This is a genomic window from Lentibacillus kimchii (assembly GCF_055381965.1).
On the sequence record NZ_AP043934.1, the window covers coordinates 2,129,205 to 2,150,613 of the forward strand.

At 45.6% G+C, this 21,409-nt stretch carries 24 protein-coding genes; 10 read left to right on the top strand and 14 right to left on the bottom strand.

Annotation, left to right across the window (positions count from 1 at the left end; all coding sequences use genetic code 11):
• Nucleotides 1–71: 71 nt before the first annotated feature.
• The 4 genes from ACZ444_RS11330 to ACZ444_RS11345 all read right to left on the bottom strand — a co-directional run bounded on the left by ACZ444_RS11330 (nucleotide 72) and on the right by ACZ444_RS11345 (nucleotide 3,518).
• Nucleotides 72–1,220, bottom strand: a complete 1,149-nt coding sequence (locus ACZ444_RS11330) for an NAD-dependent epimerase/dehydratase family protein (protein WP_382357864.1) — start codon at nucleotides 1,218–1,220, stop codon at nucleotides 72–74.
• Nucleotides 1,221–1,496: 276 nt separating this feature from the next.
• Nucleotides 1,497–2,123, bottom strand: coding sequence for an NAD(P)-dependent oxidoreductase (locus ACZ444_RS11335; RefSeq protein ID WP_382357865.1), 627 nt, complete (start codon nucleotides 2,121–2,123; stop codon nucleotides 1,497–1,499).
• A gap of 47 nt (nucleotides 2,124–2,170) precedes the next feature.
• Nucleotides 2,171–2,743: a TlpA family protein disulfide reductase gene (locus ACZ444_RS11340; protein ID WP_382357866.1), complete on the bottom strand. Its 573-nt coding sequence runs from the start codon at nucleotides 2,741–2,743 to the stop codon at nucleotides 2,171–2,173.
• Nucleotides 2,744–2,759: 16 nt separating this feature from the next.
• Nucleotides 2,760–3,518, bottom strand: coding sequence for a cytochrome c biogenesis CcdA family protein (locus ACZ444_RS11345; RefSeq protein ID WP_382357867.1), 759 nt, complete (start codon nucleotides 3,516–3,518; stop codon nucleotides 2,760–2,762).
• A 380-nt stretch (nucleotides 3,519–3,898) separates the two neighbouring features.
• Between ACZ444_RS11345 and ACZ444_RS11350 the strand changes: the two genes are divergently transcribed.
• From ACZ444_RS11350 to ACZ444_RS11360, 3 genes are all read left to right on the top strand, one after another.
• Nucleotides 3,899–4,495, top strand: a complete 597-nt coding sequence (locus ACZ444_RS11350) for a TetR/AcrR family transcriptional regulator (protein WP_382357868.1) — start codon at nucleotides 3,899–3,901, stop codon at nucleotides 4,493–4,495.
• A gap of 171 nt (nucleotides 4,496–4,666) precedes the next feature.
• The gene (locus ACZ444_RS11355) at nucleotides 4,667–5,737 is read left to right on the top strand and encodes an ABC transporter permease (RefSeq protein ID WP_382357869.1); all 1,071 of its coding nucleotides are present in this window, start codon (nucleotides 4,667–4,669) and stop codon (nucleotides 5,735–5,737) included.
• A gap of 3 nt (nucleotides 5,738–5,740) precedes the next feature.
• Nucleotides 5,741–6,430, top strand: a complete 690-nt coding sequence (locus ACZ444_RS11360; protein WP_382357870.1) for an ABC transporter ATP-binding protein — start codon at nucleotides 5,741–5,743, stop codon at nucleotides 6,428–6,430.
• Nucleotides 6,431–6,552: 122 nt separating this feature from the next.
• On the opposite strand, the gene ACZ444_RS11365 is transcribed toward ACZ444_RS11360, so the two are convergent.
• Nucleotides 6,553–7,491, bottom strand: coding sequence for an AEC family transporter (locus tag ACZ444_RS11365; protein ID WP_382357871.1), 939 nt, complete (start codon nucleotides 7,489–7,491; stop codon nucleotides 6,553–6,555).
• A gap of 73 nt (nucleotides 7,492–7,564) precedes the next feature.
• Nucleotides 7,565–7,849: a transposase gene (locus tag ACZ444_RS11370; protein ID WP_382357872.1), complete on the bottom strand. Its 285-nt coding sequence runs from the start codon at nucleotides 7,847–7,849 to the stop codon at nucleotides 7,565–7,567.
• Nucleotides 7,850–8,010: 161 nt separating this feature from the next.
• On the opposite strand from ACZ444_RS11370, the gene ACZ444_RS11375 reads away from it, so the two are divergent.
• A complete protein-coding gene (locus tag ACZ444_RS11375) occupies nucleotides 8,011–8,433 on the top strand; it encodes a pyridoxamine 5'-phosphate oxidase family protein (RefSeq protein WP_382357873.1) in 423 nt (140 codons plus the stop codon).
• Between the two features lie 76 nt (nucleotides 8,434–8,509).
• Nucleotides 8,510–8,923, top strand: a complete 414-nt coding sequence (locus tag ACZ444_RS11380) for a YugN family protein (RefSeq protein WP_382357874.1) — start codon at nucleotides 8,510–8,512, stop codon at nucleotides 8,921–8,923.
• Between the two features lie 99 nt (nucleotides 8,924–9,022).
• Here the strand turns inward: ACZ444_RS11380 and ACZ444_RS11385 are convergent, their stop codons facing one another.
• The 4 genes from ACZ444_RS11385 to ACZ444_RS11400 all read right to left on the bottom strand — a co-directional run bounded on the left by ACZ444_RS11385 (nucleotide 9,023) and on the right by ACZ444_RS11400 (nucleotide 13,190).
• Nucleotides 9,023–10,765 (bottom strand): phospho-sugar mutase, encoded by a 1,743-nt coding sequence (locus ACZ444_RS11385; protein ID WP_382357875.1) that lies wholly within the window; start codon nucleotides 10,763–10,765, stop codon nucleotides 9,023–9,025.
• 144 nt (nucleotides 10,766–10,909) lie between these two features.
• Nucleotides 10,910–11,263 carry a superoxide dismutase family protein gene (locus ACZ444_RS11390; protein ID WP_464433303.1) on the bottom strand — a complete coding sequence of 118 codons (354 nt, stop codon included), beginning with the start codon at nucleotides 11,261–11,263 and terminating at the stop codon, nucleotides 10,910–10,912.
• Nucleotides 11,264–11,548: 285 nt separating this feature from the next.
• The gene (locus tag ACZ444_RS11395) at nucleotides 11,549–12,553 is read right to left on the bottom strand and encodes an inorganic phosphate transporter (protein WP_382357877.1); all 1,005 of its coding nucleotides are present in this window, start codon (nucleotides 12,551–12,553) and stop codon (nucleotides 11,549–11,551) included.
• 19 nt (nucleotides 12,554–12,572) lie between these two features.
• The gene (locus ACZ444_RS11400) at nucleotides 12,573–13,190 is read right to left on the bottom strand and encodes a DUF47 domain-containing protein (protein ID WP_382357922.1); all 618 of its coding nucleotides are present in this window, start codon (nucleotides 13,188–13,190) and stop codon (nucleotides 12,573–12,575) included.
• A gap of 367 nt (nucleotides 13,191–13,557) precedes the next feature.
• Between ACZ444_RS11400 and ACZ444_RS11405 the strand changes: the two genes are divergently transcribed.
• Nucleotides 13,558–14,208 carry an SDR family oxidoreductase gene (locus tag ACZ444_RS11405; RefSeq protein WP_382357878.1) on the top strand — a complete coding sequence of 217 codons (651 nt, stop codon included), beginning with the start codon at nucleotides 13,558–13,560 and terminating at the stop codon, nucleotides 14,206–14,208.
• A gap of 69 nt (nucleotides 14,209–14,277) precedes the next feature.
• On the top strand, nucleotides 14,278–15,291 hold the full coding sequence (locus tag ACZ444_RS11410) for an NADP-dependent oxidoreductase (protein WP_382357879.1): 1,014 nt from the start codon (nucleotides 14,278–14,280) through the stop codon (nucleotides 15,289–15,291).
• A 61-nt stretch (nucleotides 15,292–15,352) separates the two neighbouring features.
• On the opposite strand, the gene ACZ444_RS11415 is transcribed toward ACZ444_RS11410, so the two are convergent.
• From ACZ444_RS11415 to ACZ444_RS11430, 4 genes are all read right to left on the bottom strand, one after another.
• On the bottom strand, nucleotides 15,353–16,003 hold the full coding sequence (locus ACZ444_RS11415; RefSeq protein ID WP_382357880.1) for a YcxB family protein: 651 nt from the start codon (nucleotides 16,001–16,003) through the stop codon (nucleotides 15,353–15,355).
• 39 nt (nucleotides 16,004–16,042) lie between these two features.
• Nucleotides 16,043–16,603, bottom strand: coding sequence for a QueT transporter family protein (locus tag ACZ444_RS11420; RefSeq protein ID WP_464433304.1), 561 nt, complete (start codon nucleotides 16,601–16,603; stop codon nucleotides 16,043–16,045).
• 100 nt (nucleotides 16,604–16,703) lie between these two features.
• Nucleotides 16,704–17,453, bottom strand: a complete 750-nt coding sequence (locus ACZ444_RS11425) for a 3-oxoacyl-ACP reductase (RefSeq protein ID WP_382357882.1) — start codon at nucleotides 17,451–17,453, stop codon at nucleotides 16,704–16,706.
• 99 nt (nucleotides 17,454–17,552) lie between these two features.
• Nucleotides 17,553–17,774: a DUF2829 domain-containing protein gene (locus ACZ444_RS11430; RefSeq protein ID WP_382357883.1), complete on the bottom strand. Its 222-nt coding sequence runs from the start codon at nucleotides 17,772–17,774 to the stop codon at nucleotides 17,553–17,555.
• A 161-nt stretch (nucleotides 17,775–17,935) separates the two neighbouring features.
• Here ACZ444_RS11430 and ACZ444_RS11435 point away from each other — a divergent pair, with 161 nt between their 5' ends.
• The 3 genes from ACZ444_RS11435 to ACZ444_RS11445 all read left to right on the top strand — a co-directional run bounded on the left by ACZ444_RS11435 (nucleotide 17,936) and on the right by ACZ444_RS11445 (nucleotide 21,390).
• Complete coding sequence (locus tag ACZ444_RS11435; RefSeq protein ID WP_382357884.1) at nucleotides 17,936–18,769, top strand: gluconate 2-dehydrogenase subunit 3 family protein; 834 nt, start codon at nucleotides 17,936–17,938, stop codon at nucleotides 18,767–18,769.
• 21 nt (nucleotides 18,770–18,790) lie between these two features.
• Entirely contained in the window at nucleotides 18,791–20,548 is a 1,758-nt protein-coding gene (locus ACZ444_RS11440; protein ID WP_382357885.1) for a GMC family oxidoreductase, read from the top strand.
• 77 nt (nucleotides 20,549–20,625) lie between these two features.
• A complete protein-coding gene (locus ACZ444_RS11445) occupies nucleotides 20,626–21,390 on the top strand; it encodes a gluconate 2-dehydrogenase subunit 3 family protein (protein ID WP_382357886.1) in 765 nt (254 codons plus the stop codon).
• The last annotated feature ends 19 nt before the right edge of the window (nucleotides 21,391–21,409 follow it).

The following is a 21,409-nucleotide window of genomic DNA, read 5'->3' on the forward strand; positions in this document are numbered from 1 at the left end:
CGGCAAAACGATACAGATGCCGATCGCCTTTTGTATCAGTGCGGCATAGGCATTAATGTTGGAATGCTACGTTATTTCCAGGATACTTGCGGCATAATATTTTTCTGAATAACGCGGTTTTCATGCTGCATGACTGTACGGAGTATTTCCCTGACCACGTCATCATCCAGCAAATGCGGTTCAAGACCGAGATCTTTCAATTTCGTATTAGCCGCCTCAAAGAAATGTTCCTCCTCTTCAACCCGCGGATTGTCAAGATGAGCCACATTTGGTTTGAGACCCTCTTCCTGAGCGACTTTCTGCACTTTTTCAGCTAGTTCACTAACAGAAAATTCTTCCGTGAATTGGTTGAACACCTGAAACTCGCCTCTGTCAGCGGGGTTTTCTGCGGCAATCTCAATACAGCGAACCGTGTCCTTAATGTTTAAAAAGCCGCGTGTCTGTCCCCCTTTTCCGTAAACCGTCAAATCATGGCCGGCAGCCGCCTGTATGATAAAGCGATTAAAGGCCGTGCCGAAAACAGCGTCATAATCCAAACGGTTAGTAAGAAGCGGATCCATTTTCGTTTCGTCAGTGTCAAGGCCGTACACAACACCCTGATTCAAATCGGTCGCCCGGATACCCCAGATTTTACAGGCAAAGGTAATATTGTGACTGTCATGCACTTTGGAAAGGTGATAAAAAGATCCCGGCTGCTTTGGATATGGCAGCGTATCTTTTCTGCCTTTATGCTCAATCTCAATGTAGCCTTCTTCAATCGGGATGTTCGGCGTTCCATATTCTCCCATTGTGCCAAGCTTAATTAAATGGCAATCCGGTACGATCTCCTTGATGCCATACAAAACGTTCAGCGTTCCTGTCACATTATTAGTCTGTGTATATACGGCATGCTCGCGATCAATCATGGAGTAGGGAGCCGAGCGCTGTTCAGCAAAATGCACAAACGCATCAGGCTTCTCAGTCAAGAGAACCTCCCGTAAAAAGTCATAATGGGTCAAATCGCCCTTATACGTTCGGATGTCATTACCAGTCATTTCCTTCCATTTGGCCACACGATCTTCAAGTGAAGCAATAGGTGTAAGCGAATTGGAATGAAGTTCGTTATCCATCTCTCTTCTCACCATATTATCAATAACAGCAATATCATGGCCCTGCTTTGATAAGTATAAAGCAGTCGGCCATCCACAAAAGCCGTCTCCCCCTGCTACTACAATTTTCACATTATTGCCTCCATTTTAGCTTTATAGTTATTATGCCCGGTACTATCCATAATAAACAAGGTACAATGATATACATACTTCCACAAAATATAATTTCATATAAAAGTTATCATAATTACATGCTATTTTACAAATAAGAGTTAAGTCAAACAGACACATGACTGGTATATGAGCAATGAGCACGCGTAACACCATGACAAATACCCCTTAGGCATCGAGAGAAAAGTTTCACGCTGCTTAAGGGGCATACTTTCTATGTGCGACTGCGTCATGACATTAATAAGCAATGCCTGCGCGGCTTTGACTATACTCGGAACTGGCAATTTGCGAATAAACAAACGCCGCTGCATCTGGTACTGTAATTTTTTGTCCGTCTTCAGGCAGCCAGTTTTTTCGAACACGGTAGTTGCCGTATTCATCGCCCGCAGGTAAATAGGTCGGGCAGACGATCGTCCAATCAAGATCGGACGCCTTAACATGACGATAGGCAGCCAGATGATCCTCAGCCGCGGTTGTTGTTTTGCGTTTGGATTCATTTGCCTGAAAGCGGTATAACCCTGGATCGTTCCTGCTGTTCAAGATACCGGCTGTGCCGACCGTTATAATCCGTCTCACCGCATGTTTATCCATAAGGCTGATCAATGATGGTGTCACGCGCGACAGCGTATTATTTTTATCAGTTCCCAGGGCGCTCACGACGCTATCGACAGGAATGGCTCTCATAGCCCTTTCCAAATCAGCGCTCTGAAGCACATCGCCTTGTATCGTATATAAATGCGGACTGGCTGCGTTTAATTTCGCCTGTGACCGGACCAGTGCCACAACCTCGTGACCATCATCGAGTGCTCTCTGAAGCAGTTCTGATCCCACGCGTCCAGTTGCCCCTAATAGCAGTATATTCATATCTTATCCTCCCTGAATAATTGGCAGCATTCCCTGTATTAGTCGATTCACTCAATCTTGGCTAATTCTTCAGTCATGACATCATATGGCATTGGACCTCTGACCTTGAATTGGATACGGCCATCTGAATTAATCATATAAGATGTCGGATAAGCGCGAACTTTATATTTCTCGGCAACATCGCCATCTTTGTCCATCGGTTTCGGGAAGCTCATCTCATAATTATCAACAAAGTCACGAACTTTTTCTTGACTCTCTTCCGAACGCGTCAAATTTACGGCTAAAATTTCGACATCTTTATTATCATAAAGTTTTTGCAGGTCAGGTATCTCATCCCGGCACGGTGCACACCAGCTTGCCCAGAAATTAACGATAACACGCTCGCCCTGATAATCGGAAAGGCGGACCGCATCTCCCTTCAGGGTCTTCAGCTCGAAGTCAGGTGCCAGATCACCTTTGGACAGTCCACCTTCATCAGACTCATCACCAGCAGTCTCGCCGCTGGAAGATTCGCCGGTATCCTCTTCTTTATCAGCTGTATCCGCAGCTGGACTGACAAAGTCATAGACAGCCCAGCTTGCCATGCCTGCTATCAGCACAATCAGTACGGCTTTTTTCATTGATGACTCCTCCAAATTATCCTAATTGTGATAACCATGTACCTTCTACCAGTTCAAGCAAAAACTGGGTAATACGCGGCATTAGACCAAAGAATAGGATTAAGCCCATGATAATCATAATAGCGCCGCCTATTTTCATGATAATACCACTGTGCCGGACAATCCACTTCGTCGATCCCAGGAAGAAGGTCAACACGAGAAACGGCAGTGAAAATCCGATGACATACATAATTGTGTAAAAAATGCCCTGACCTGGATTACTTGCAGCCAGAAGCAGAATCGATGCAAAAATCGGACCTATACACGGTGTCCAGCCCGCAGCAAAGCCAAGACCAACAAAAAATGTTCCTGCATAACCAACGCTTTTTTTCGAATATTGGAATCGCTTTTCTTTCATTAGGGCTGGAATGTTAATCCACCCTGCCACAAACAATCCCATAACGATAATGAAAATCCCTGCGATGCGCTGTATGAACAGGCCGGAATCACCCATTAATAAGTTTTTGATCCATTCCCCCAAAAAGGATGCGCCAGCACCCAGACTGAGGAAAACCAGTGAGACGGCCAATAAAAAGAATAACGCGTGCATTAATAGCTGGCGGCGGATTTTGGCATTCTTCTCGCCTTGCAGTTCTTTGACACTAATACCCGTGATATAAGACATATACGCAGGGAAAATTGGCAGCACACAGGGCGATAAAAATGACAACGCGCCGGCCCCTGCCGCCAGAAGCATACCTGCAATCAACATCGTATCGGCATCAATTCCACCCATGTTCATCCCTCTTTCTATCCTGAACTAACGCTCTTGAAAAACGTGCTGTTCACTTATGTAATTGCTATAATCAATCTGAACAGTTTAGCCATTTTAATGGTTCCCATCTTTTATCATACAAGGTCTGTGTTAAAATTTGATGAAAAGAATTGTCTATTTTGCAACGATAATATGACAATTCATTATAAGGCCATACTAAAACGATCACAGAAAGAACTGCTGCTTGAATTTTGAGATAAACATTCTCTAAATAATCATAGCATAACTGGAGACTGCGGTCACATGAAGCAGAAACATGCTATAATAAACTAAACCGTTATACGTGTTAAACAGTATTTTGTCACCTGTCATTAAACTACAATGATAAAAGGGAGTCATTTATGAAACGTTCACAGACGAAACATGAAACATTACAACAGACAAATGAGCAAATATTAAACGCTGCCCAGCAGTTATTCATGGAAAAAGGCTATCGCGCTGTGACAACACGGGATATTGCTGCCAAATGCGGCATATCACAGCCTGCACTGTACTATCATTATCCCAACAAACAGACCTTGTACATTGCGATGCTTGAGATGTTTGTTTCGAGTATCCAGTCAAAATTGGAAGCCATTTCTGAAGAAACAACGGCTAAACGCTTAGAAACCATGCTTGAAGTATTGTCAGAGGAGCATCCGACAAGCATCATGATGATGATTCATGATATTTTTGTAGAATTCAGCGAGGATAATCAGCGCTATATTTATTTCCTCTGGAAGCAAACATATTTAGAACCATTCGTTCGTATATTTGAAGAGATGAAACTGGATAACTTATTAAGAGATACGATCACGCCTGATGCAGCTGCACGTTTCTGTTTATTAACCGTCGGGCAAGACATGTCAGCAGGCGGATCCAAGGAGTCGGATTCTCTGACCGGCAGGTATGCCTCGCTTGTTGACCTCATATTACATGGGACACAAAAGCCTGACTAAACCAGCATCGACTAGCGTGTTTTAAACTTAGCAGCAGTTTATCAATTGATAAGTACTCAGCATTATGATATGTTTATAGGCACTTCTTTATAAATGATCTGAGTATGACTTTTTGTATGATTCGCTTATCAAATGATAAATGAATCTGATTTTAAGCAAGGGGGAGGTTTCATGTTCTTAGCATGGAAGGAAATTAAGTATAACAAACTGCGCTACGCCCTGATAATGGGGATTCTGGTACTTGTCTCGTATCTCGTGTTCGTTTTATCGGGACTCGCCAATGGGCTGGAGCAGTTAAATCGGGAGGCTGTTGACAAATGGGACGCAGATGGCATCGTCCTGACAAAGGAATCTGATAAACGACTTCCCCGTTCCACAATGAACGAAGATACTATCAGCAGTGATATGTTTGATGAATCAGCGGCAATAGGTCAGCTAAGTGCGATTGCCAGTGACGGGGATCATAAATCCAATGTCTCGCTCCTTGGTCTTCAGCAGGACGCCTTTATTGCACCTGACGTTACTAAAGGCAAAGCGTTTGCAAAAGAAGGCGAGGTAATTGCGGATGACTCATTACTGGATGAAGGATTTTCGATTGGCGATGAACTAAACATATCATCATCCGACGAGACCCTGACAATTACAGGCTTGACTGATAATGCCCGCTTTAATGCAGCACCGGCTTTATACACAGACTTTGGAACAATGCAGCACGTGCGTTCAGGAGAAGTTCGCGACAGCCAGGGTATGCCGGTTAACGGTTTTGTTGTTCGTGACGATCATTTAGACGATGTTTCAGTTGCAGATGACGCACTGGAAGTTGTGGGTATCCCAACGTTCATTGAGAATCTTCCAGGCTATACGGCACAAAATCTGACGCTCACCTTTATGATTTATTTTCTATTTATTATCTGTGCTGTCATTTTAGCTATTTTCCTATACGTCCTGACGATTCAGAAAATCAGTATGTTCGGGGTTATGAAAGCCCAAGGCATTCCTGGCCGGTACTTGGCCAATTCCGTCATAATCCAGACGTCTCAACTCGCGCTGGCCGGGGTTGTGACCGGTTTTCTGCTGACAATTGTGACCGGATTCTTTTTACCGTCCGCCGTCCCGATCCAATTTGATTATTTAACCATGCTGCTTTACGGAATGGTTTTGATTGCCGTATCAATAGTCGGTACTTTTATTTCAGTCCGGACAATTGCCAAAATAAATCCATTGCAAGCGATAGGAGGTTAAAAGATGCCAGCACTCGAAATGCATAACGTCGATAAAGTTTTTGGCTCAGGCCGTACCGTCGTTGAGGCCTTGAAACAGATTGATTTCACAGCCGAAAGCGGTGAACTGATTGTGGTGATCGGCCCATCAGGATCCGGCAAAAGTACTTTTCTGACAATCGCTGGCGGGCTGCAGTCACCCAGTCACGGTGAAGTGACCATTAATGGACGCAACGTAACACAGCTTACAGAAAAGAAGCGATCACAGATTCGTCTGCAGGAAATCGGCTTTATCCTGCAGGCATCCAATCTGGTCCCCTTCCTGACAGTTGATGAACAAATGGAATTGCTGGATAAAGTAAAGTCACATAATCTTTCTAAAGAGGCTTTGCTGGATGTCTATCAGTCACTGGGAATTGAATCGCTGCGAACCAAGTATCCCTCTGAGTTGTCCGGTGGTGAACAGCAGCGTGTTGCGATTGCCAAAGCCCTGTACGGAGATCCCAGCATCCTTTTGGCTGATGAACCGACCGCTTCGCTGGATTCCGAGCGGGCGTTTGACGTGATGAAAATGCTGCAGGATTTAAGCCAGAAACGCAATAAGACAACACTTGTCGTGACCCATGACACCCGGCTGCTTGAATATTGCGATAAAGTTTATGCGATCACAGATGGTGACATGCATTTGCAGCAGCAGCGTGCCGAGGAGAGCTGATGAGCCTCCTCGTGCTCGCACTCTGGGGTCTCACCGTTGCTTCTCCCCCCCCTCATGTTAACGTCACTCAGCTTTAGAATTAATCATTTCTCTTATGTCTCCTTTTCTCGTATAAATCTGGATTACATATAAATGACATGAACGACGGCATATAACAGCGGAATTGTGATGATACTGAACATACTGGAGATCATTACCCCAATTGAGGCAAAATGGGCATCTGCCGCGAATTTTTGTGCATAAAGCGACATCGTGGGAGCAGAAGGCATACCAGCTGTGAGAACAGCTACCAGAAGCAGCGAAAACGGAACCGAAAACAGGCTGAATGGCAGTAAAAGCAGCGGAATAATGAGCAGTTTTGCCGCCCCTGCCAGCCAGAGATATTTATCTTTCACCATAAAGGCAATGTCGCGATACGTTATGCCGGCGATTAAGCTGCCAATCAAAATCATCGACAAGGGTACGGTCGTTTTTCCGACACTTTCCAATGTGCTGGCTATGAAGCCGGGCCAGCTGACTGGAAGCAGCAAAACCAGCAGGCCGGTTAGCGTAGCGAGTATACCCGGGTTGCGTACGAGCCTTCTCCAGTTCACCTGCTTTTTGTCCTTTGTGAATAAGTAAATACCATATGTCCATATGAGGATAAAATAAATGATATTAAACAGTGTTAAATAAACAATCCCTTCTTCCCCGAAGACTGCAAATATCACCGCAAAACCAATATAGCCTTGATTGCCAAATATGATCAGACCTTCATAAACACTTCCTTTGCGGGCTGACAGATCGGAGTGCCGCCGCATCCATCTGGCCAGACACACAGCCACCAGCAGGATATAAGCTGACATCCCCAACAGTAAAAGAAATTCATTAATCAAAGCATACGAGAAAGGTATAGCCAGGGAGAATAAAATCAAAGCAGGAAGGGTGACATATAATATGAGCTGCGTTAAAACATGATCCGTTGCCTGATTCAATATCCCTGTTTTCCGAACTGTAAAGCCGATGATCCCAATTACATAAAGCTGGATCATTTCCTGCAGAAAAGCCCAGGCTGAATCCATAAATATCACTCCTGTTGTACTGTATGAACCGGAGTGACAAATGGTTTGTTGTCACTGAACAGCAGATTACTGCTTAATCGTCAATAACTGCTAACAGCAGCCAAAAAATAGCGTATACCCCTAAGTAGGCACCGGTGATCAAAAACCAGGGATTTAAAAAAATCGCATGAATATCTGTCATCATGACGGTGCCATTTTTTATAATGTCATGAATCGCCAGTGAAGCGATATCAACAAATATAATGGCGGCCAGAAGCCCTGCCAGATTAAACAGAAACAAGAGCCCGCCCCAGTATTTTTGTGTTACGTACATAACGACGGGCAAAACAATGCTCCCTGCAATCAGAAGCAGTTTCATAGCTGCATCCTCCCTTCGTAATATTTGCGTTTTTTGTAGGATTTCCGTTCACAGGCTGTTAATACAGATGTATAGGATTGCGCTTAAGTGAAAACCTATAGGTAACAGCTCTGGATAGGCTGAAATCATTTAATAATGTTGATACTGGAAGGAGTGCTCACATGAGCCAGCAGGACATAAAAGAAACCGCAGAAAAAATAATCGATGACAGTGCCGTTGGTACGATGGCAACTATTAAACAGAATAAACCGCACTCGCGCTATATGACATTTATTCGCAAAGGTTTAACACTTTACACAGCAACAAGCTCTGAAACACACAAAACAGAGGAAATTAAGGCGAATCCTTATACACATATTTTGCTGGGCTACGAGGGTGACGGATTTGGTGATGATTACGTGGAGTACGAAGGAAAAGTCTCTTTAAGCGATGATGAACATCTTAAACAGGAGTTATGGACTGATTATATGGAAAACTGGTTTAAAGGTCCAGATGATCCCAGTTATATTGTGCTCGAAATCACACCCGTTGCGATAAGGGTCATGAATAAAAAAGGTGTTGAACCCAAAACGGTTGAGCTTTAGCAATCTGATTTGAACGTATGGTCATCTGATTATCTGGAAAAACTAACAGTCACTAACAATCAAGGAGTAGACGCACATGCTAAAATTGGATACAAAGATTGAGGGCAAAAAGGCTTACTTCGGTGATGTATACCGGGCGTTTCGATCGAATGGCTATTCACTTTGTGGGAACTGGGAGTATGACCGTGGAAAATTCGACATGATTCTATGCCGTGAGGATGCTGAAACTATCTATGTCCGGATTCCGTTCGATGTCATCGATGGCGAACTCGACAGCGCTAAAGCCTACTTAGAATTCCGGACGCCTTATGTCATCAAACATGTCGTCAACACTGGATTAGAGTGGGAGGAAAATGCCTTGTTGTCAACAACAGGCTTCAACCAATTCCAGACACCGCTTGACAGAGATGGCAATATTACTGATAAAAGCCGCTGGGAATCAGCTGGCGAGCAAGAAATAGACAGAGTTGTCAATGATTTAGCCATATAACAGGACACCATCCAATCTGTTTGCCTGAGGGAGGCGCTTAGCAGCTGCTCCCTCCTCCCCTTCCTAAATACCTCATCGATCCGAAGAATCCATCAGCCATTAAGATGATGCATCTTTAGCCATCCCCAGCACATCATCTTTTAACTGCTGCAGCACATCATGGCTTGTCTCTAAACTTGTTTCCTTAACCCCAAAATAGAACTTAATCTTTGGCTCAGTTCCAGATGGGCGCAGGCAGAACCAAGCGTCATTATCTAATTTGTATTTGAGCACGTTGGCTTTTGGAAGGGTGATTCTGGCTGTTTCGCCCTTCAGCAAGTCATGACGAAGGTTCGTCTGGTAGTCTTCAGACGCAAGCACGCGTTTGCCGGCGACCGTTTCGGGTGGATGACTGCGAAACGTCTCCATGATAGCGTCAATCCTGCTCGAACCTGTTTGGCCTGTCATCTTTAGCGAAGCCAGATCTTCCTGATAATAGCCATATGCTGCAAAGAGTGCCATTAAAGCCTCGTGAAGTGTCATACCCTGCAGTTTATAGTAACCAGCGATTTCGGCGATCAGCATACTTGCCTGCACCGCATCTTTATCGCGAACAAAATCATGGATTAAGTAGCCGTAGCTTTCCTCATACCCGAGCAAAAACTGCTGTGATTTTGTCTCATGGAACGTTTCAATCTGTTCAGCAATATATTTAAACCCGGTTAAGGTATCAATCGTTTCAATGCCATGGGCGCTGGCAATAGCACGTCCCAGCTCTGATGTGACGATTGTTTTAATAACGGCAGCATTAGCAGGTAGTTCGTCCTTTTGTCTTTTTTGGGTCAGGAGATAGTGCAGCATGAGTGCTCCCACTTCATCACCTGTCAGCACCTGATAAAGCCCGTCCCTGTTTTTAGCGGCAACACCCATCCGGTCAGCGTCCGGGTCTGTCCCGATCAGAATATCAGCGTCGTACCTATCACCATCACGAATGGCCAGTTCAAACGCTGCATGTTCTTCTGGATTGGGTGAGGCGACAGTGGAAAACTCAGGATCCGGCTCTGCTTGTTCCGCTACTGTATACACATGCTTGAAGCCCATCATCTGTAAGCTGTCTTTGACTAATGGGAGACCTGCTCCGTGCAAGGGTGTATAAACAATTCCCAGATCAGTTGCCGCTTTTTGAATCACATCCGGATTTTCTGCAACTGTCTGGAGCTGGCTAAGGTAAGCTTCATCTATATCCTCATCAATCATTTGCAGCAAGCCGCTGTCAGACAAAGTTTCCTTATTAACCGTCTGAACTGCCAGTTCATCCTCGACCGCATTCACCTTCCGAACAATCGCATCAGCCGTTTCTGAAATAATCTGGCCGCCATCAGGCCCGTACACTTTAAGGCCATTGTATTCAGGCGGATTGTGACTCGCCGTGATCATCACACCAGCCGCGGCATGCAAGTGCCGTACCGCGAATGACAGCTCCGGCGTTGGCCGCAATGACGCAAAGACATACGAGCGAATGCCATGATAACCGAGCGTCATAGCTACGTCAAAAGCAAAGTCTCTCGACCTATAGCGGCCATCATAGGCAATGGCCACACCTCTATCTCTGGCCGCATCCCCGTCATCATCGATCCAGCGCGCCAATCCTTCTGCTGTTCTATGGATTGTATAAAGATTCAGCCGGTTCGTCCCCGGTCCGAGCACTCCGCGAATACCACCCGTCCCAAATTCAAGATATTTATGAAAGCAATCTTCCAGTTCGTCTTCCTGACCTGCAAGTGCATGCAGCTGCTCCTTCATATCCTGATCAAGATCCGGCTTGTCCAGCCATCTCTGATAGGCTGCCCGCCAGTCTGTCATACCCGCCATCTCCCTTCATTAGTCGTTTCTGACTGTTAGTTTAACAGAAATCAGCTACTAATTGGGCTGTTCGGGCCCACCCGTCCAGCGAGAAGGTCGAACAGCCCCTATGTGGCCAATCGTAATCAAACACGATGAAAGGCGTTAATACGCGTTAATAACACCGCAGCCTATACGTTTTCCAGCATCGCCTGCCGGCTGTGTACGGTAGTCATCCGGGTTTTGATGAATAATGATGGACTTGCCGGTGACATCGCTGCTTTTAAAACGGTCAGTAAAAAAAGTCATTCTGGCGTGCCCATTATTGGAAAACAACACCGGAAAGTCACCTGCGTGATTACCGTGCGGCTGATCGTCGGGACTCCAATGACCGCCAGCCGACTGGTACGGATCTGAGTTATCCCCGATAGAACAAGCACCATCTTCATGAATATGAAATCCATGCGGACCAATCGGAGCCTGATCGTTTTGAGCTTCCTGATATGATGGCAGTCCCATGACCCTAACACTTACCCTCGTTCCGTTAGGCACATCTGTGAATTTGACATACCCACGCAAATTGGGCGCCAGAGGGCTTCCCTTAATTTCTGCATGGGCTCTTGCATTTGCACTTGTGTTTGCATTTGCGTTGTTTGGGCTTGGATATGGGTTTGGGTTTGGGATTGCATTTCTGAATGGATCATAATGGTACGTTGGATTATAAACATATGGATACATAGGTTCGAACCTCCTTATGTTCTCCATTCTATGCCGTGTTGAGAGTCCTGTGATAGCTGTCATGCTTTAAAAGAAAGGCAATAATTGCAGACAATACAGTATAAGAGCCCCGATCAAAGCAGTCACAGGCAATGTAATCACCCAGGTGACAATCATGCTCTGGGCAACACTCCAGTTAACACCTTTAATGCGATGAGCTGTTCCCACACCCATGACAGCGGTAGAGATAACGTGTGTCGTACTGACTGGCAAATGAACTAAGGTGGCACCGAAAATCGTGAATGCGCCCGTCAAATCGGCAGCCACACCGTTAACCGGCCGGATCTTCATAATTTTGCCGCCAACTGTTTTGATAATGCGCCAGCCGCCAATGGATGTTCCCAGCGCCATCGCGGTTGCACAGCTGACCTGAACCCAGAACGGCACTTCGGTCGACGTACGCATGCCCCCGACAATAAGCGCCATCGTAATAATCCCCATGGACTTCTGGGCATCATTCGTACCATGGGCATAAGATTGCACAGCTGCTGTTAGCATTTGGACACGCCGGAATTGCTTATTGGTTTTAGCCAAGTTGCGATTCTTGAATATAAGCTTAATAATCGAATATAAAATATAACCTACACCAAATGCGACCAGCGGGGACAAGATCAGTCCTTCAACAATCGAAATAAACCCGCCGAACTGTACCGCACCAAAACCATCCGAGGCAATCACTGCTCCGGCAATAGCTCCAATAATAGCATGTGAGGAACTGCTGGGAATGCCAAACAGCCAGGTGATCAAATTCCAGATAATAGCGGATATCAATGCAGCCAGAATCACGGTTGTCCCGTTTTCCAGATCAAATGGATTCGCGATGCCGCTCGTAATTGTCTGCGCCACGCCCGTAAACGTCAGCGCTCCAAGAAAATTCATAACAGCCGCCAGTGTAATCGCAACGCGCGGCGTCAGTGCTTTGGTTGATACAGCCGTAGCAATCGTGTTGGCCGTATCATGAAACCCATTAATAAAATCAAATGCCAGTGCAACTATAACGATCAAAACGACAATCACGAGTAAACTGTTCATAATCGTGCGATACCTCTCATCATGCGTTCTTCATGATAATGCTTTGCAAAATATTTGCGACATCCTCATAATAGTCGGCGATTTGTTCCAGTGTTTCATAAATTTCTTTGTATTGAATGACGGTTATAGCATTCGTTTCCTTCTGAAATAATTCTTTCATGGAATGGCGGTGTAAATTATCACAAGTACTTTCGTAATCTTTTATTTGAATAGCATGCTTTTCCATAGCTTCGAGATTGTTAGCAGCAAGTAATTCCAAGGCTGAACCAATTTCGCCTGCACATTTTTGGATGTAATCTGAAAATTGATCAATGTGGGTGTCGGATGAAAAAATCTGGTGAATGTCCATCAAAGCTGTGAATTCTTCCATACCATCCATGACATCATCAAGACTCATGGTCAGCTGCATGATGTCTTCTCGTTCAATAGGGGTGATAAAAACATGATTAAGATCCCGGAGAATATTATGTACCTTGTCGTCAGCACCCGACTCATATTGTTTCATCGTCGCGGCAAATTCCTGCAGTGTGTCAGCGTCCTGCACTTTAAATTCCAGAAAATAGCTGGTTGCTTCATTAAGATAACGTCCAAAATCGACTAAGTACGCCGCGAATTTGTCAGGCTTTTTATGAAAAATACCCATATCGACCCTCCATACAGGATTACGTAAATACATAATTCGACATGTTCGTCTGCTATTATACGCGATCATGCATGATATTGCACTCTTGAATCCAGTATAAAACAAAAAACGTGCCGAATTCTGACACATGCCGGTCCCCCTTGCATCAGAGACATTTGGGTGCACACGCTATAAACAGATTTTTAGCTAATTTGATCCATATAATTTATTATTGTGTCGGTAACAAATTAGGACAAAAGTGAACCTTCCCAGAAACAGACCTTTTGTCCCAGCTACAGCCAAAAAGCATCGTTCTGATTAAAAGCTGCTTTTTTAGGGTATAGTTGATAAATATATCCCATTCTCAGGAAAGGATGAGAACATGAAAATCTTAGTTGTTGGCGCAAATGGCCAAATCGGAAAACATTTAGTGCAGTCCATTCAGGCCAGTGGCAGTCATACGGCGCGAGCGATGCTGCGAAAACAAGAGCAGGAAGCCGATTTTAAAGAACTCGGTGCTGAAACATATATCGCAGACCTCGAAGGTGAGATTGACGAGATCACCCAAGCCGCTGACGATGTGGACGCAGTTGTCTTTACAGCCGGGTCCGGACCGAAAACAGGGAAAGACAAAACGATCATGGTAGATCTGGATGGTGCAGTTAAAACCATCGAAGCCGCTAAACAGGCTGGTGTGAAGCGCTTTGTAATGATCAGCTCCTTTGATACAACACGCAGGGCTATTCAGAACGCTCCCGATTCGTTTGCTCCCTATGTCATTGCCAAACACTACGCAGACGAACACTTGCGGAACGCTGGACTTGACTATACCATGATCCATCCAGGCACACTGACGAATGACGCCGGTACTGGAAAGGTTCATACTGGAACCGCTGTTGACGCTGCTGACGTCCCGCGTGAAGATATAGCCAATGTGATATTAGAATCGCTCAAAAATGATGCGTCAATTGGCAAGGAATTCAAAGTAATCGGCGGCCAGACACCTATTCAAGACAGTCTGCAGCAGTTATAAAAATGGTGACGGCCTAATCCGAGAAGCCGCTTGCTGCATGTTTATTCGAAACATAATTGGAGGCTAATAATGACACAAGAACAGTTGCTATTAAATGAACGTCCAAACGGTATGCCAGATGACAACACCTTTAAATTCGTGGAAACAAACGTTGGTGAACCAGAAGCCAATCAAGTGTTGTTAAAAACGCTGTATGTATCGGTTGACCCTTACATGCGCGGACGTATGTCCGATACGAAATCCTATGTGGCACCGTTTGAGGTCGGCAAACCCCTGGATGGCGGCATTGTTGCTGAGGTCATTGAGTCAAAGAGCAATCAGCTGCAACAAGGCGACATTGTCAGGAGCAGCCTGCCTTTTCAGGAATATCATGTCCTGGACGCAGACGATGTCAGCAAAGTTAATACAAATGGCCTCAGCCCGAGTGCTGCCCTCAGTATTCTCGGTATGCCCGGATTGACTGCCTATTTTGGCATGATGCATATCGGCGAACCGAAACCCGGTGAGACTGTGGTCATCTCAGGTGCCGCTGGAGCAGTCGGCCAGGTTGCCGGTCAGCTGGCCAAACAAGCCGGTGCACGTGCCGTTGGTATTGTCGGCTCTGAGGAAAAAGCAGCGTACATTACCCAACAACTCGGTTATGATGAGGCTGTTCAATATAAAAAAGGCGATGTAGCGCAGCAGCTGCAGAATGCCTGCCCGGATGGCATTGATGTGTATTATGAAAATGTCGGCGGCGAAATTGGCGATGCTATCCTGCCGCTGTTAAATACATTTGCGCGTGTCCCGGTATGCGGGGCTATCTCATCGTATAATCTAAAGGATGGTGAACAGGATATCGGACTGCGCGTCCAGCCGTTCCTGGTTAAATCCCGAGTCAAAATGCAAGGACTGTTAGTCGGCGATTTCAGTGATCATTTCGATGAGGCTTACGCATTTCTCGCTAAAGCTGTTGCGAATGGTGATCTGACTTATGAAGAAACGATCCAAGAAGGCTTTCACAGCATACCGGATGCGTTTCTTGGTCTGTTTTCAGGTGAGAATATTGGTAAGCAGCTCGTTAAAGTAGCTGATCCATCATAACAAGAAAACACCGCTTGACTTGAGCATTCAGCCGTCAAGCGGTGTTTTTTGTTCTGCTTCACTAGTCATCCTTTGCAGGCTCACTATTATCCTTTCCACTCGTCTCCGTAATGGCACTTGACTTAGTTGAGCCGGTCGGATTGACATGGCCTTTAATCTGCGCCTGATAAGCAGCGATGTCATCCTGATTTTTATCAGCCGGCTTCTTGGGCAGGATCAATCCTTGCAGATCAGATTTATACAAAAAGAAATGCTGATCATCCTCGCCAAGCTTGATAAATTGATCCCAATTGAAATGCGTTATGGTGCCGTCTTTCTCCCGATCGATTCCCTCTTCCGTCAATGTCATGTCACACTGACCAATGATATGCGACAGATCCTGGTTTTGCATCTGACTTTTTGCCCGTGCCATGACTATTTCCACGTATAGCGCAGGAAACATAAACACATAGACCGCCGTAATGACAGCCCCAGCCATAGCCGATGTCAAGGTTACCTGAAATATAAACCAAATAGTTAAAAAAAGCAAAACGGCTGAGATCCATTTAAAATACGTTTTTTTAATATAATGCGTATATGAATGCTTGACGACATGTCGCTGCAAGGCCAGCACGTCGTCAAAGTCAAGCTGGCAGTGGATGGACATCGTATCCCCTCTTTCGTGTTTTAACAGATGGCTTATTTTAAGCTCAAACACCAAAAATGCTAACATGTCTTGTTGTCCTCATATTAAAGAGCATCGTCACAATACCTATTTTGTCAAGTCAATTTTCTGACTCAGGAAATAAACCATCATGCCGCCTATCGTCATCGATAACAGTTCACCCAGAGCTGTTGTCAGCCACGTATAGAAAAAAGGCAAATCAAACAAAATCACAAGCTGAGCGGCAACGGTAAACATAGAGAATGAAAATACAAGCGCCGTCATAACAATTTTCACAATGTCATGTTTGATGCGCCTCGTAAGGAAACGGCATAATAGCAATACCAAGAGGGTTGCTGCAGTACCGATTGGGACGTCAAGAACCCATGTAGGCGACATAAAATTAACAATCAGAACACCCATGGTGACAGCAATTACGTATCGTCTATTGTACAGTGCAAGATAGTTGAACATTTCTGATAAGCGGAGCTGTATCGCCCCAAAACTAACAACAGCCAGAAGAGATGTAAGCGTGACATATAAGGCGGTCACCAGTGCTATTTTTGTCATCTCTGACGCTGATAGAAGTGACGGGTGAAGCGAATAATCAATCGATTTATTCATTTGCAGTATCTCCTTTGTAAAATAGCAAACAGCTATTTTAGTCATAACTGCGGCCAAAGAAGCAGAAGTGCCGCAGTGCTGGGTTCTGACCAGCGATTTAACATTAAATGACAGCACTGTTAGGACTGAACAGACAGCAGACGTATTAGACTGTCCAGCCGCCATCCAGCGGCAGTACTGTTCCGTGCATATAATCCGCTTTAGAGCTGGCAACAAACAGCGTCAGATCAGCTACTTCCTGCGGCATCGCCCATCTGCCTGCAGGCGTCTCATTGGCTACCCAATTCGCCGTTTCGCCCTTTCCGGCAAAGTCAGCTGCATTCATCGGCGTTCGAATCGCGCCGGGTGCAATCGCATTTGTCCGTATCCCGGAGCGGCTGTAATCATAAGAAAGCTGCTTGGTATATCCTATAATCGCATGTTTGGACGTTGTATAGGCTGCTCCACCGCCGCCCGCAGCAAGTCCTGCGATAGAGGCCATATTAATAACAACGCCTGTCCCCTGTTCAAGCATTTGCGGCAGTACAGCATTCGTCACAGTGTACATACCTTTAACATTAGTATCCAGGACGGTATCCCACAACGCTTCGTCCGTATCCAGAGTGGGGGCATAGCCGTCTAACACACCCGCTGTATTCAGCAATATATCAATCGTCTGAAATTGCGACAGGCATTGGTTTACCGCCGCAGTCACGGCCTCCTTGTCAGCGGTATTTCCAATAAAATAGCTGAAGCGGTCTTTATGTAAAGCATCCAGTTCGTACAGACCCTCAGCTTGTTTATCAAATCCAAATACCCATGCACCGCACTCTAGAAATCGCTGTGCCTGGGCTGAGCCAATACCGGACGAAGCTCCTGTCACAAAAACCACTTTACCGTTATAGTCGTCAAACATAACAGCCGCCTCCGTTCATACCATTTCTTTGGACACGTGTCGAGACGTGATAAGCTCTGTGACAAATGCACACCTATCACTTCAATCCCGAGTCATGCGTCAGTCAACCATTTCCCAGTCATCTGCTAATATATCACACACTGCCGGGGTGAACATCGTATAGCCTTCCCCTTCGACGTTAATTAGCATATACGGATTCAGCGTTTCCCCCTCATAAGTGCTTTCGCCGATGAGTTTGACATACTGTTCAGATCCGCTCCAGCCTGTACGAATCACTTTTCCCCCTGCTTTTAAAGATGGCAGTATAGCTTCAAATGTCATGAATTCTTCCCCCCCTTTACTAGATTGAGTATAACACGTCAATGACTAACAGACATCCGCCTTTTGCCCAACATTCTTACCGCATTCTCTTTGAAATTCCGTATATAGATTCATTTTATGGAAATAACTATAAATGACTAGTATCAAAGAAGGTGATCTATATGGCGGATAAGGATACAGAAAATCCGGGACGTCGGAAATTTCTCAAGAACACAGGCATTGCAGCCGGTGGTGTCGTCGGCGGCTCACTGCTGGGTGGATTTCTGACGACCCAATTCACAGATAACGAGTCGACCCAAAAAGAAACTGAGAATAATGAATCAAGCTTCCAGCAAGCCCAGCAATTCTTTTATCGGCCTGAGGATTTTGCAGTGCTGAAAGCAGCTACCGAGCGCATTTTTCCCAAAGATAAAAACGGACCTGGTGCGATCGACCTTGATGTCCCCTACTTTATTGATCGTCAATTGGCCGGATCCTGGGGCATGAACGCCAAAGATTACCGGCAGGCACCTTTTATCAAATATGAAGCGGTCGAGAATGTTAAAGGAAAAGAACAAGAAAGTCTGCCGCCCAATCCTCAAGGTGCCCAAGGACAGGATAAAAAGCTGGAAACAGAGAATCAGCGCCATCAATCCAGACTGACACGCGGTGACATTTTTCTGGAAGGCATACGCAAAATGAATCATGTCAGTCAGAAACGTTTTGAGACATCCTTTGATAAGGCCGATAAAGATCAGCAAATTGCGATAATAAAAGATATCCAAAAAGGCACGATTGCCATGAACGGTGTGGCAGCTGAAAACTTCTTTATCCTGCTGCGGCAGGCAACACTAGAAGGGGCTTATTCGGATCCAATGCATGGCGGCAATAAGAACATGCAAGGCTGGAAAATGAAAGAATTTCCTGGTGCGCAAACGTCTTATGCCAACGTCATCGAACAGGATGAATTTGCAGATTTAAAACCTGTTAGTCTGAACAACTATCAGGGACACTAAGATCTCCAGGGAGGCATCACCATGGTAAAAACGAAAGATAAAGTGGACGCTGTCATTGTCGGTGCCGGCTGGGCCGGCGGTATTATCGCTGCGGAACTTTCCAAAAAAGGCTATCAGGTGGTCGGTTTGGAACGCGGCAAAAAGAAACAGCAGGAAGACTACATAGGCACAAAAGATGAGCTGCGCTTTTCCCGACGGTATGAAATGATGCAGGATCTGACGGAGGAAACCATCACATCCAGAGGTTCTTCTGATCAGACAGCTCTTCCCGTCCGGAATAACGAGAATGCCCTGTTCGGCAAAGATACCGGTGGGGCCGGGGTACACTGGAATGGCGTTAATTTTCGCTTCCTGCCTTACGACTTTGAAATTTACAGTCAGACAGTTGATCGATACGGCAAGAACAAAATCCCTGACGATATGACACTGCAGGATTGGGGTATCACTTATGATGAACTGGAACCCTATTATGGCCAGTACGAGAAAATGGCGGGCATATCCGGTGAACCCAATCCGATTGGTCCCAAGCGCTCAAATGATTACCCGAATCCGCCTATGAAAGATACACCACAAATTCGCCTGTTTAAAGACAGTACAGAGGAGCTGGGATACCACCCCTACCATATTCCGTCGGCTAATGTGACACAGCAATATAAAAATCCCGACGGCCAGACCATTAATGCCTGTGTGTATTGTGCCTTTTGTGAAACATATGGCTGTGATTTCGGCGCTAAAGCTGATCCGATTGTCACTGTTCTGCCGACAGCGCAAAAAACAGGAAACTATGAACTCCGCAATCAAGCCTCTGTCACGAAAGTGCTCCATGACGGCAATCGCGCGACTGGCCTGCAGTATATCGATACCTCGACCGGCCAGGAATACAAACAGCCGGCAGATATTGTTGTACTGGCCGGATTTGTTTTCACGAACACACGTCTCTTGCTGTTGTCAGACATCGCCGAACCCTACGATCCTGAGAACGGTACAGGTATTATCGGAAAGAACTTTACGGGTCATTTTAATAATATTACGTACCTTGGCGCACGTGGCTTTTTCGATGACAAAAAGTTTAATAACTTTGCTGGAGCCGGAGCGCTGGGGGCTACGATTGACGATTTCAGCGGCGATAATATTGATCACAGCGATTTGGATTTTCTGCATGGGTTTGAGATCCAAATACAAACCACTGGTAATCGCCCGATAGAAAATAACGCCGTTCCCAGCGATGTTGAATCATGGGGTGAATCCTTTAAAGATCAATCCCTGTTTTACACGAACCGCAATTTATATGTGAACGCCCTTGCCGGGTCATTGCCATGGACATTTAATTATTTGGACCTGGATCCCACATACGATGATGCTTACGGCAATCCGTTGCTCCGTGTGACGTATCAGTATACCGATCAGGATCGTCAGCTCAATCGCTATGCCGTGAAAAAATGCCAGGACATTATGAAGAAAATGGGCGCGGACACTATTGAGCCTGATGAGATTGCGGATGATGTATCGTTCAATAATTCCTATACAACCGGGCACTTTGGCGGTGGCGTGATTATGGGTGATGATCCGAAAACATCTGCTGTCAACAACTACTCCCAAATGTGGGATATGGAAAACCTGTTTGTTGTCGGCGCGTCATCGTTCCCTCACTTCAGCAATTACAATCCGACTGAAACCGTTGGCGCACTGGCTTACCGCGCTGCAGAAGGTATGGATCAGTACTTGCAGGGTGATGGCGGCATGCTGGTACATGGCACACAGAAAACCAGATATGCTTAACAGTTAGCGGAACACCTGTATAGAAAATCAGTTACAGGAAAATACTGACTATAAAGCGTGAAAAGAAGGTGATTCACATGGCGGACAAAAATACAGAAGATCCGGGACGCCGGAAATTTCTTAAGAATACAGGCATTGCAGCCGGCGGTGTTGTCGGCGGCTCACTGCTGGGTGGATTTCTGACTGATCAATTCATATCAGAAGACACGGAAAAAGAGAGCAAACAGACTGACAATAGACAGCCGGACCGGGCACGGATGTTTTTTAACCGATTTGAAGATTTCGTCGTGCTGGAACAGGCGACTGAGCTCATTTTTCCAAAGGATGATAACGGTCCAGGTGCGATTGAACTGGATGTGCCTTACTACATCGACAGGCAGCTCGCCGGCAGTTGGGGCATCAATGGTGACGATTACCGACGAGGGCCTTTCGCCAAACAACATGATAATCTCGAGTCTGATAGCAAAGCGGACTACGCCAGGGAAAATCGCGGTAAAATCTTCTTAGAAGGCTTGCGGCAAATGAACAGGACAAGTCAGAAACGGTTTGATACCACATTTGACCAGGCCAATGATGATCAAAAAAGCGAGATTATGAGCGACTTGGAGGACGGTAAAATCGAGATGAATACCGTTCCCTCAGATGGCTTCTTCGCTCTGTTAAAACAGGCAACACAGGAAGGCGCCTTCTGCGATCCGTTATACGGGGGAAACAAAAATATGGATGGCTGGCGCATGAAGGATTTTCCGGGCGCTCAAACCTCTTATAGAAATGTCATTGAGAAAGATGAATTTGTCGATATGGAACCTGTCAGCCTGACGGATTATCAAAAGAACAGTTAATAACCGCGGAGGTGAAATA

What these genes read in the sequence shown, in the direction of transcription:
- ACZ444_RS11370 (WP_382357872.1), bottom strand. Translation starts at nt 7,849, where the DNA reads ATGAAACTGCTTCTGATTGCAGGGAGCATTGTTTTGCCCGTCGTTATG.
- ACZ444_RS11405 (WP_382357878.1), top strand. Translation starts at nt 13,558, where the DNA reads ATGAAAATCTTAGTTGTTGGCGCAAATGGCCAAATCGGAAAACATTTA.
- ACZ444_RS11410 (WP_382357879.1), top strand. Translation starts at nt 14,278, where the DNA reads ATGACACAAGAACAGTTGCTATTAAATGAACGTCCAAACGGTATGCCA.
- ACZ444_RS11430 (WP_382357883.1), bottom strand. Translation starts at nt 17,774, where the DNA reads ATGACATTTGAAGCTATACTGCCATCTTTAAAAGCAGGGGGAAAAGTG.
- ACZ444_RS11375 (WP_382357873.1), top strand. Translation starts at nt 8,011, where the DNA reads ATGAGCCAGCAGGACATAAAAGAAACCGCAGAAAAAATAATCGATGAC.
- ACZ444_RS11445 (WP_382357886.1), top strand. Translation starts at nt 20,626, where the DNA reads ATGGCGGACAAAAATACAGAAGATCCGGGACGCCGGAAATTTCTTAAG.
- ACZ444_RS11385 (WP_382357875.1), bottom strand. Translation starts at nt 10,765, where the DNA reads ATGACAGACTGGCGGGCAGCCTATCAGAGATGGCTGGACAAGCCGGAT.
- ACZ444_RS11395 (WP_382357877.1), bottom strand. Translation starts at nt 12,553, where the DNA reads ATGAACAGTTTACTCGTGATTGTCGTTTTGATCGTTATAGTTGCACTG.
- ACZ444_RS11360 (WP_382357870.1), top strand. Translation starts at nt 5,741, where the DNA reads ATGCCAGCACTCGAAATGCATAACGTCGATAAAGTTTTTGGCTCAGGC.
- ACZ444_RS11355 (WP_382357869.1), top strand. Translation starts at nt 4,667, where the DNA reads ATGTTCTTAGCATGGAAGGAAATTAAGTATAACAAACTGCGCTACGCC.
- ACZ444_RS11380 (WP_382357874.1), top strand. Translation starts at nt 8,510, where the DNA reads ATGCTAAAATTGGATACAAAGATTGAGGGCAAAAAGGCTTACTTCGGT.
- ACZ444_RS11425 (WP_382357882.1), bottom strand. Translation starts at nt 17,453, where the DNA reads ATGTTTGACGACTATAACGGTAAAGTGGTTTTTGTGACAGGAGCTTCG.
- ACZ444_RS11335 (WP_382357865.1), bottom strand. Translation starts at nt 2,123, where the DNA reads ATGAATATACTGCTATTAGGGGCAACTGGACGCGTGGGATCAGAACTG.
- ACZ444_RS11365 (WP_382357871.1), bottom strand. Translation starts at nt 7,491, where the DNA reads ATGGATTCAGCCTGGGCTTTTCTGCAGGAAATGATCCAGCTTTATGTA.
- ACZ444_RS11340 (WP_382357866.1), bottom strand. Translation starts at nt 2,743, where the DNA reads ATGAAAAAAGCCGTACTGATTGTGCTGATAGCAGGCATGGCAAGCTGG.
- ACZ444_RS11440 (WP_382357885.1), top strand. Translation starts at nt 18,791, where the DNA reads ATGGTAAAAACGAAAGATAAAGTGGACGCTGTCATTGTCGGTGCCGGC.
- ACZ444_RS11415 (WP_382357880.1), bottom strand. Translation starts at nt 16,003, where the DNA reads ATGTTAGCATTTTTGGTGTTTGAGCTTAAAATAAGCCATCTGTTAAAA.
- ACZ444_RS11345 (WP_382357867.1), bottom strand. Translation starts at nt 3,518, where the DNA reads ATGGGTGGAATTGATGCCGATACGATGTTGATTGCAGGTATGCTTCTG.
- ACZ444_RS11390 (WP_464433303.1), bottom strand. Translation starts at nt 11,263, where the DNA reads ATGGGACTGCCATCATATCAGGAAGCTCAAAACGATCAGGCTCCGATT.
- ACZ444_RS11350 (WP_382357868.1), top strand. Translation starts at nt 3,899, where the DNA reads ATGAAACGTTCACAGACGAAACATGAAACATTACAACAGACAAATGAG.
- ACZ444_RS11420 (WP_464433304.1), bottom strand. Translation starts at nt 16,603, where the DNA reads ATGACTAAAATAGCTGTTTGCTATTTTACAAAGGAGATACTGCAAATG.
- ACZ444_RS11435 (WP_382357884.1), top strand. Translation starts at nt 17,936, where the DNA reads ATGGCGGATAAGGATACAGAAAATCCGGGACGTCGGAAATTTCTCAAG.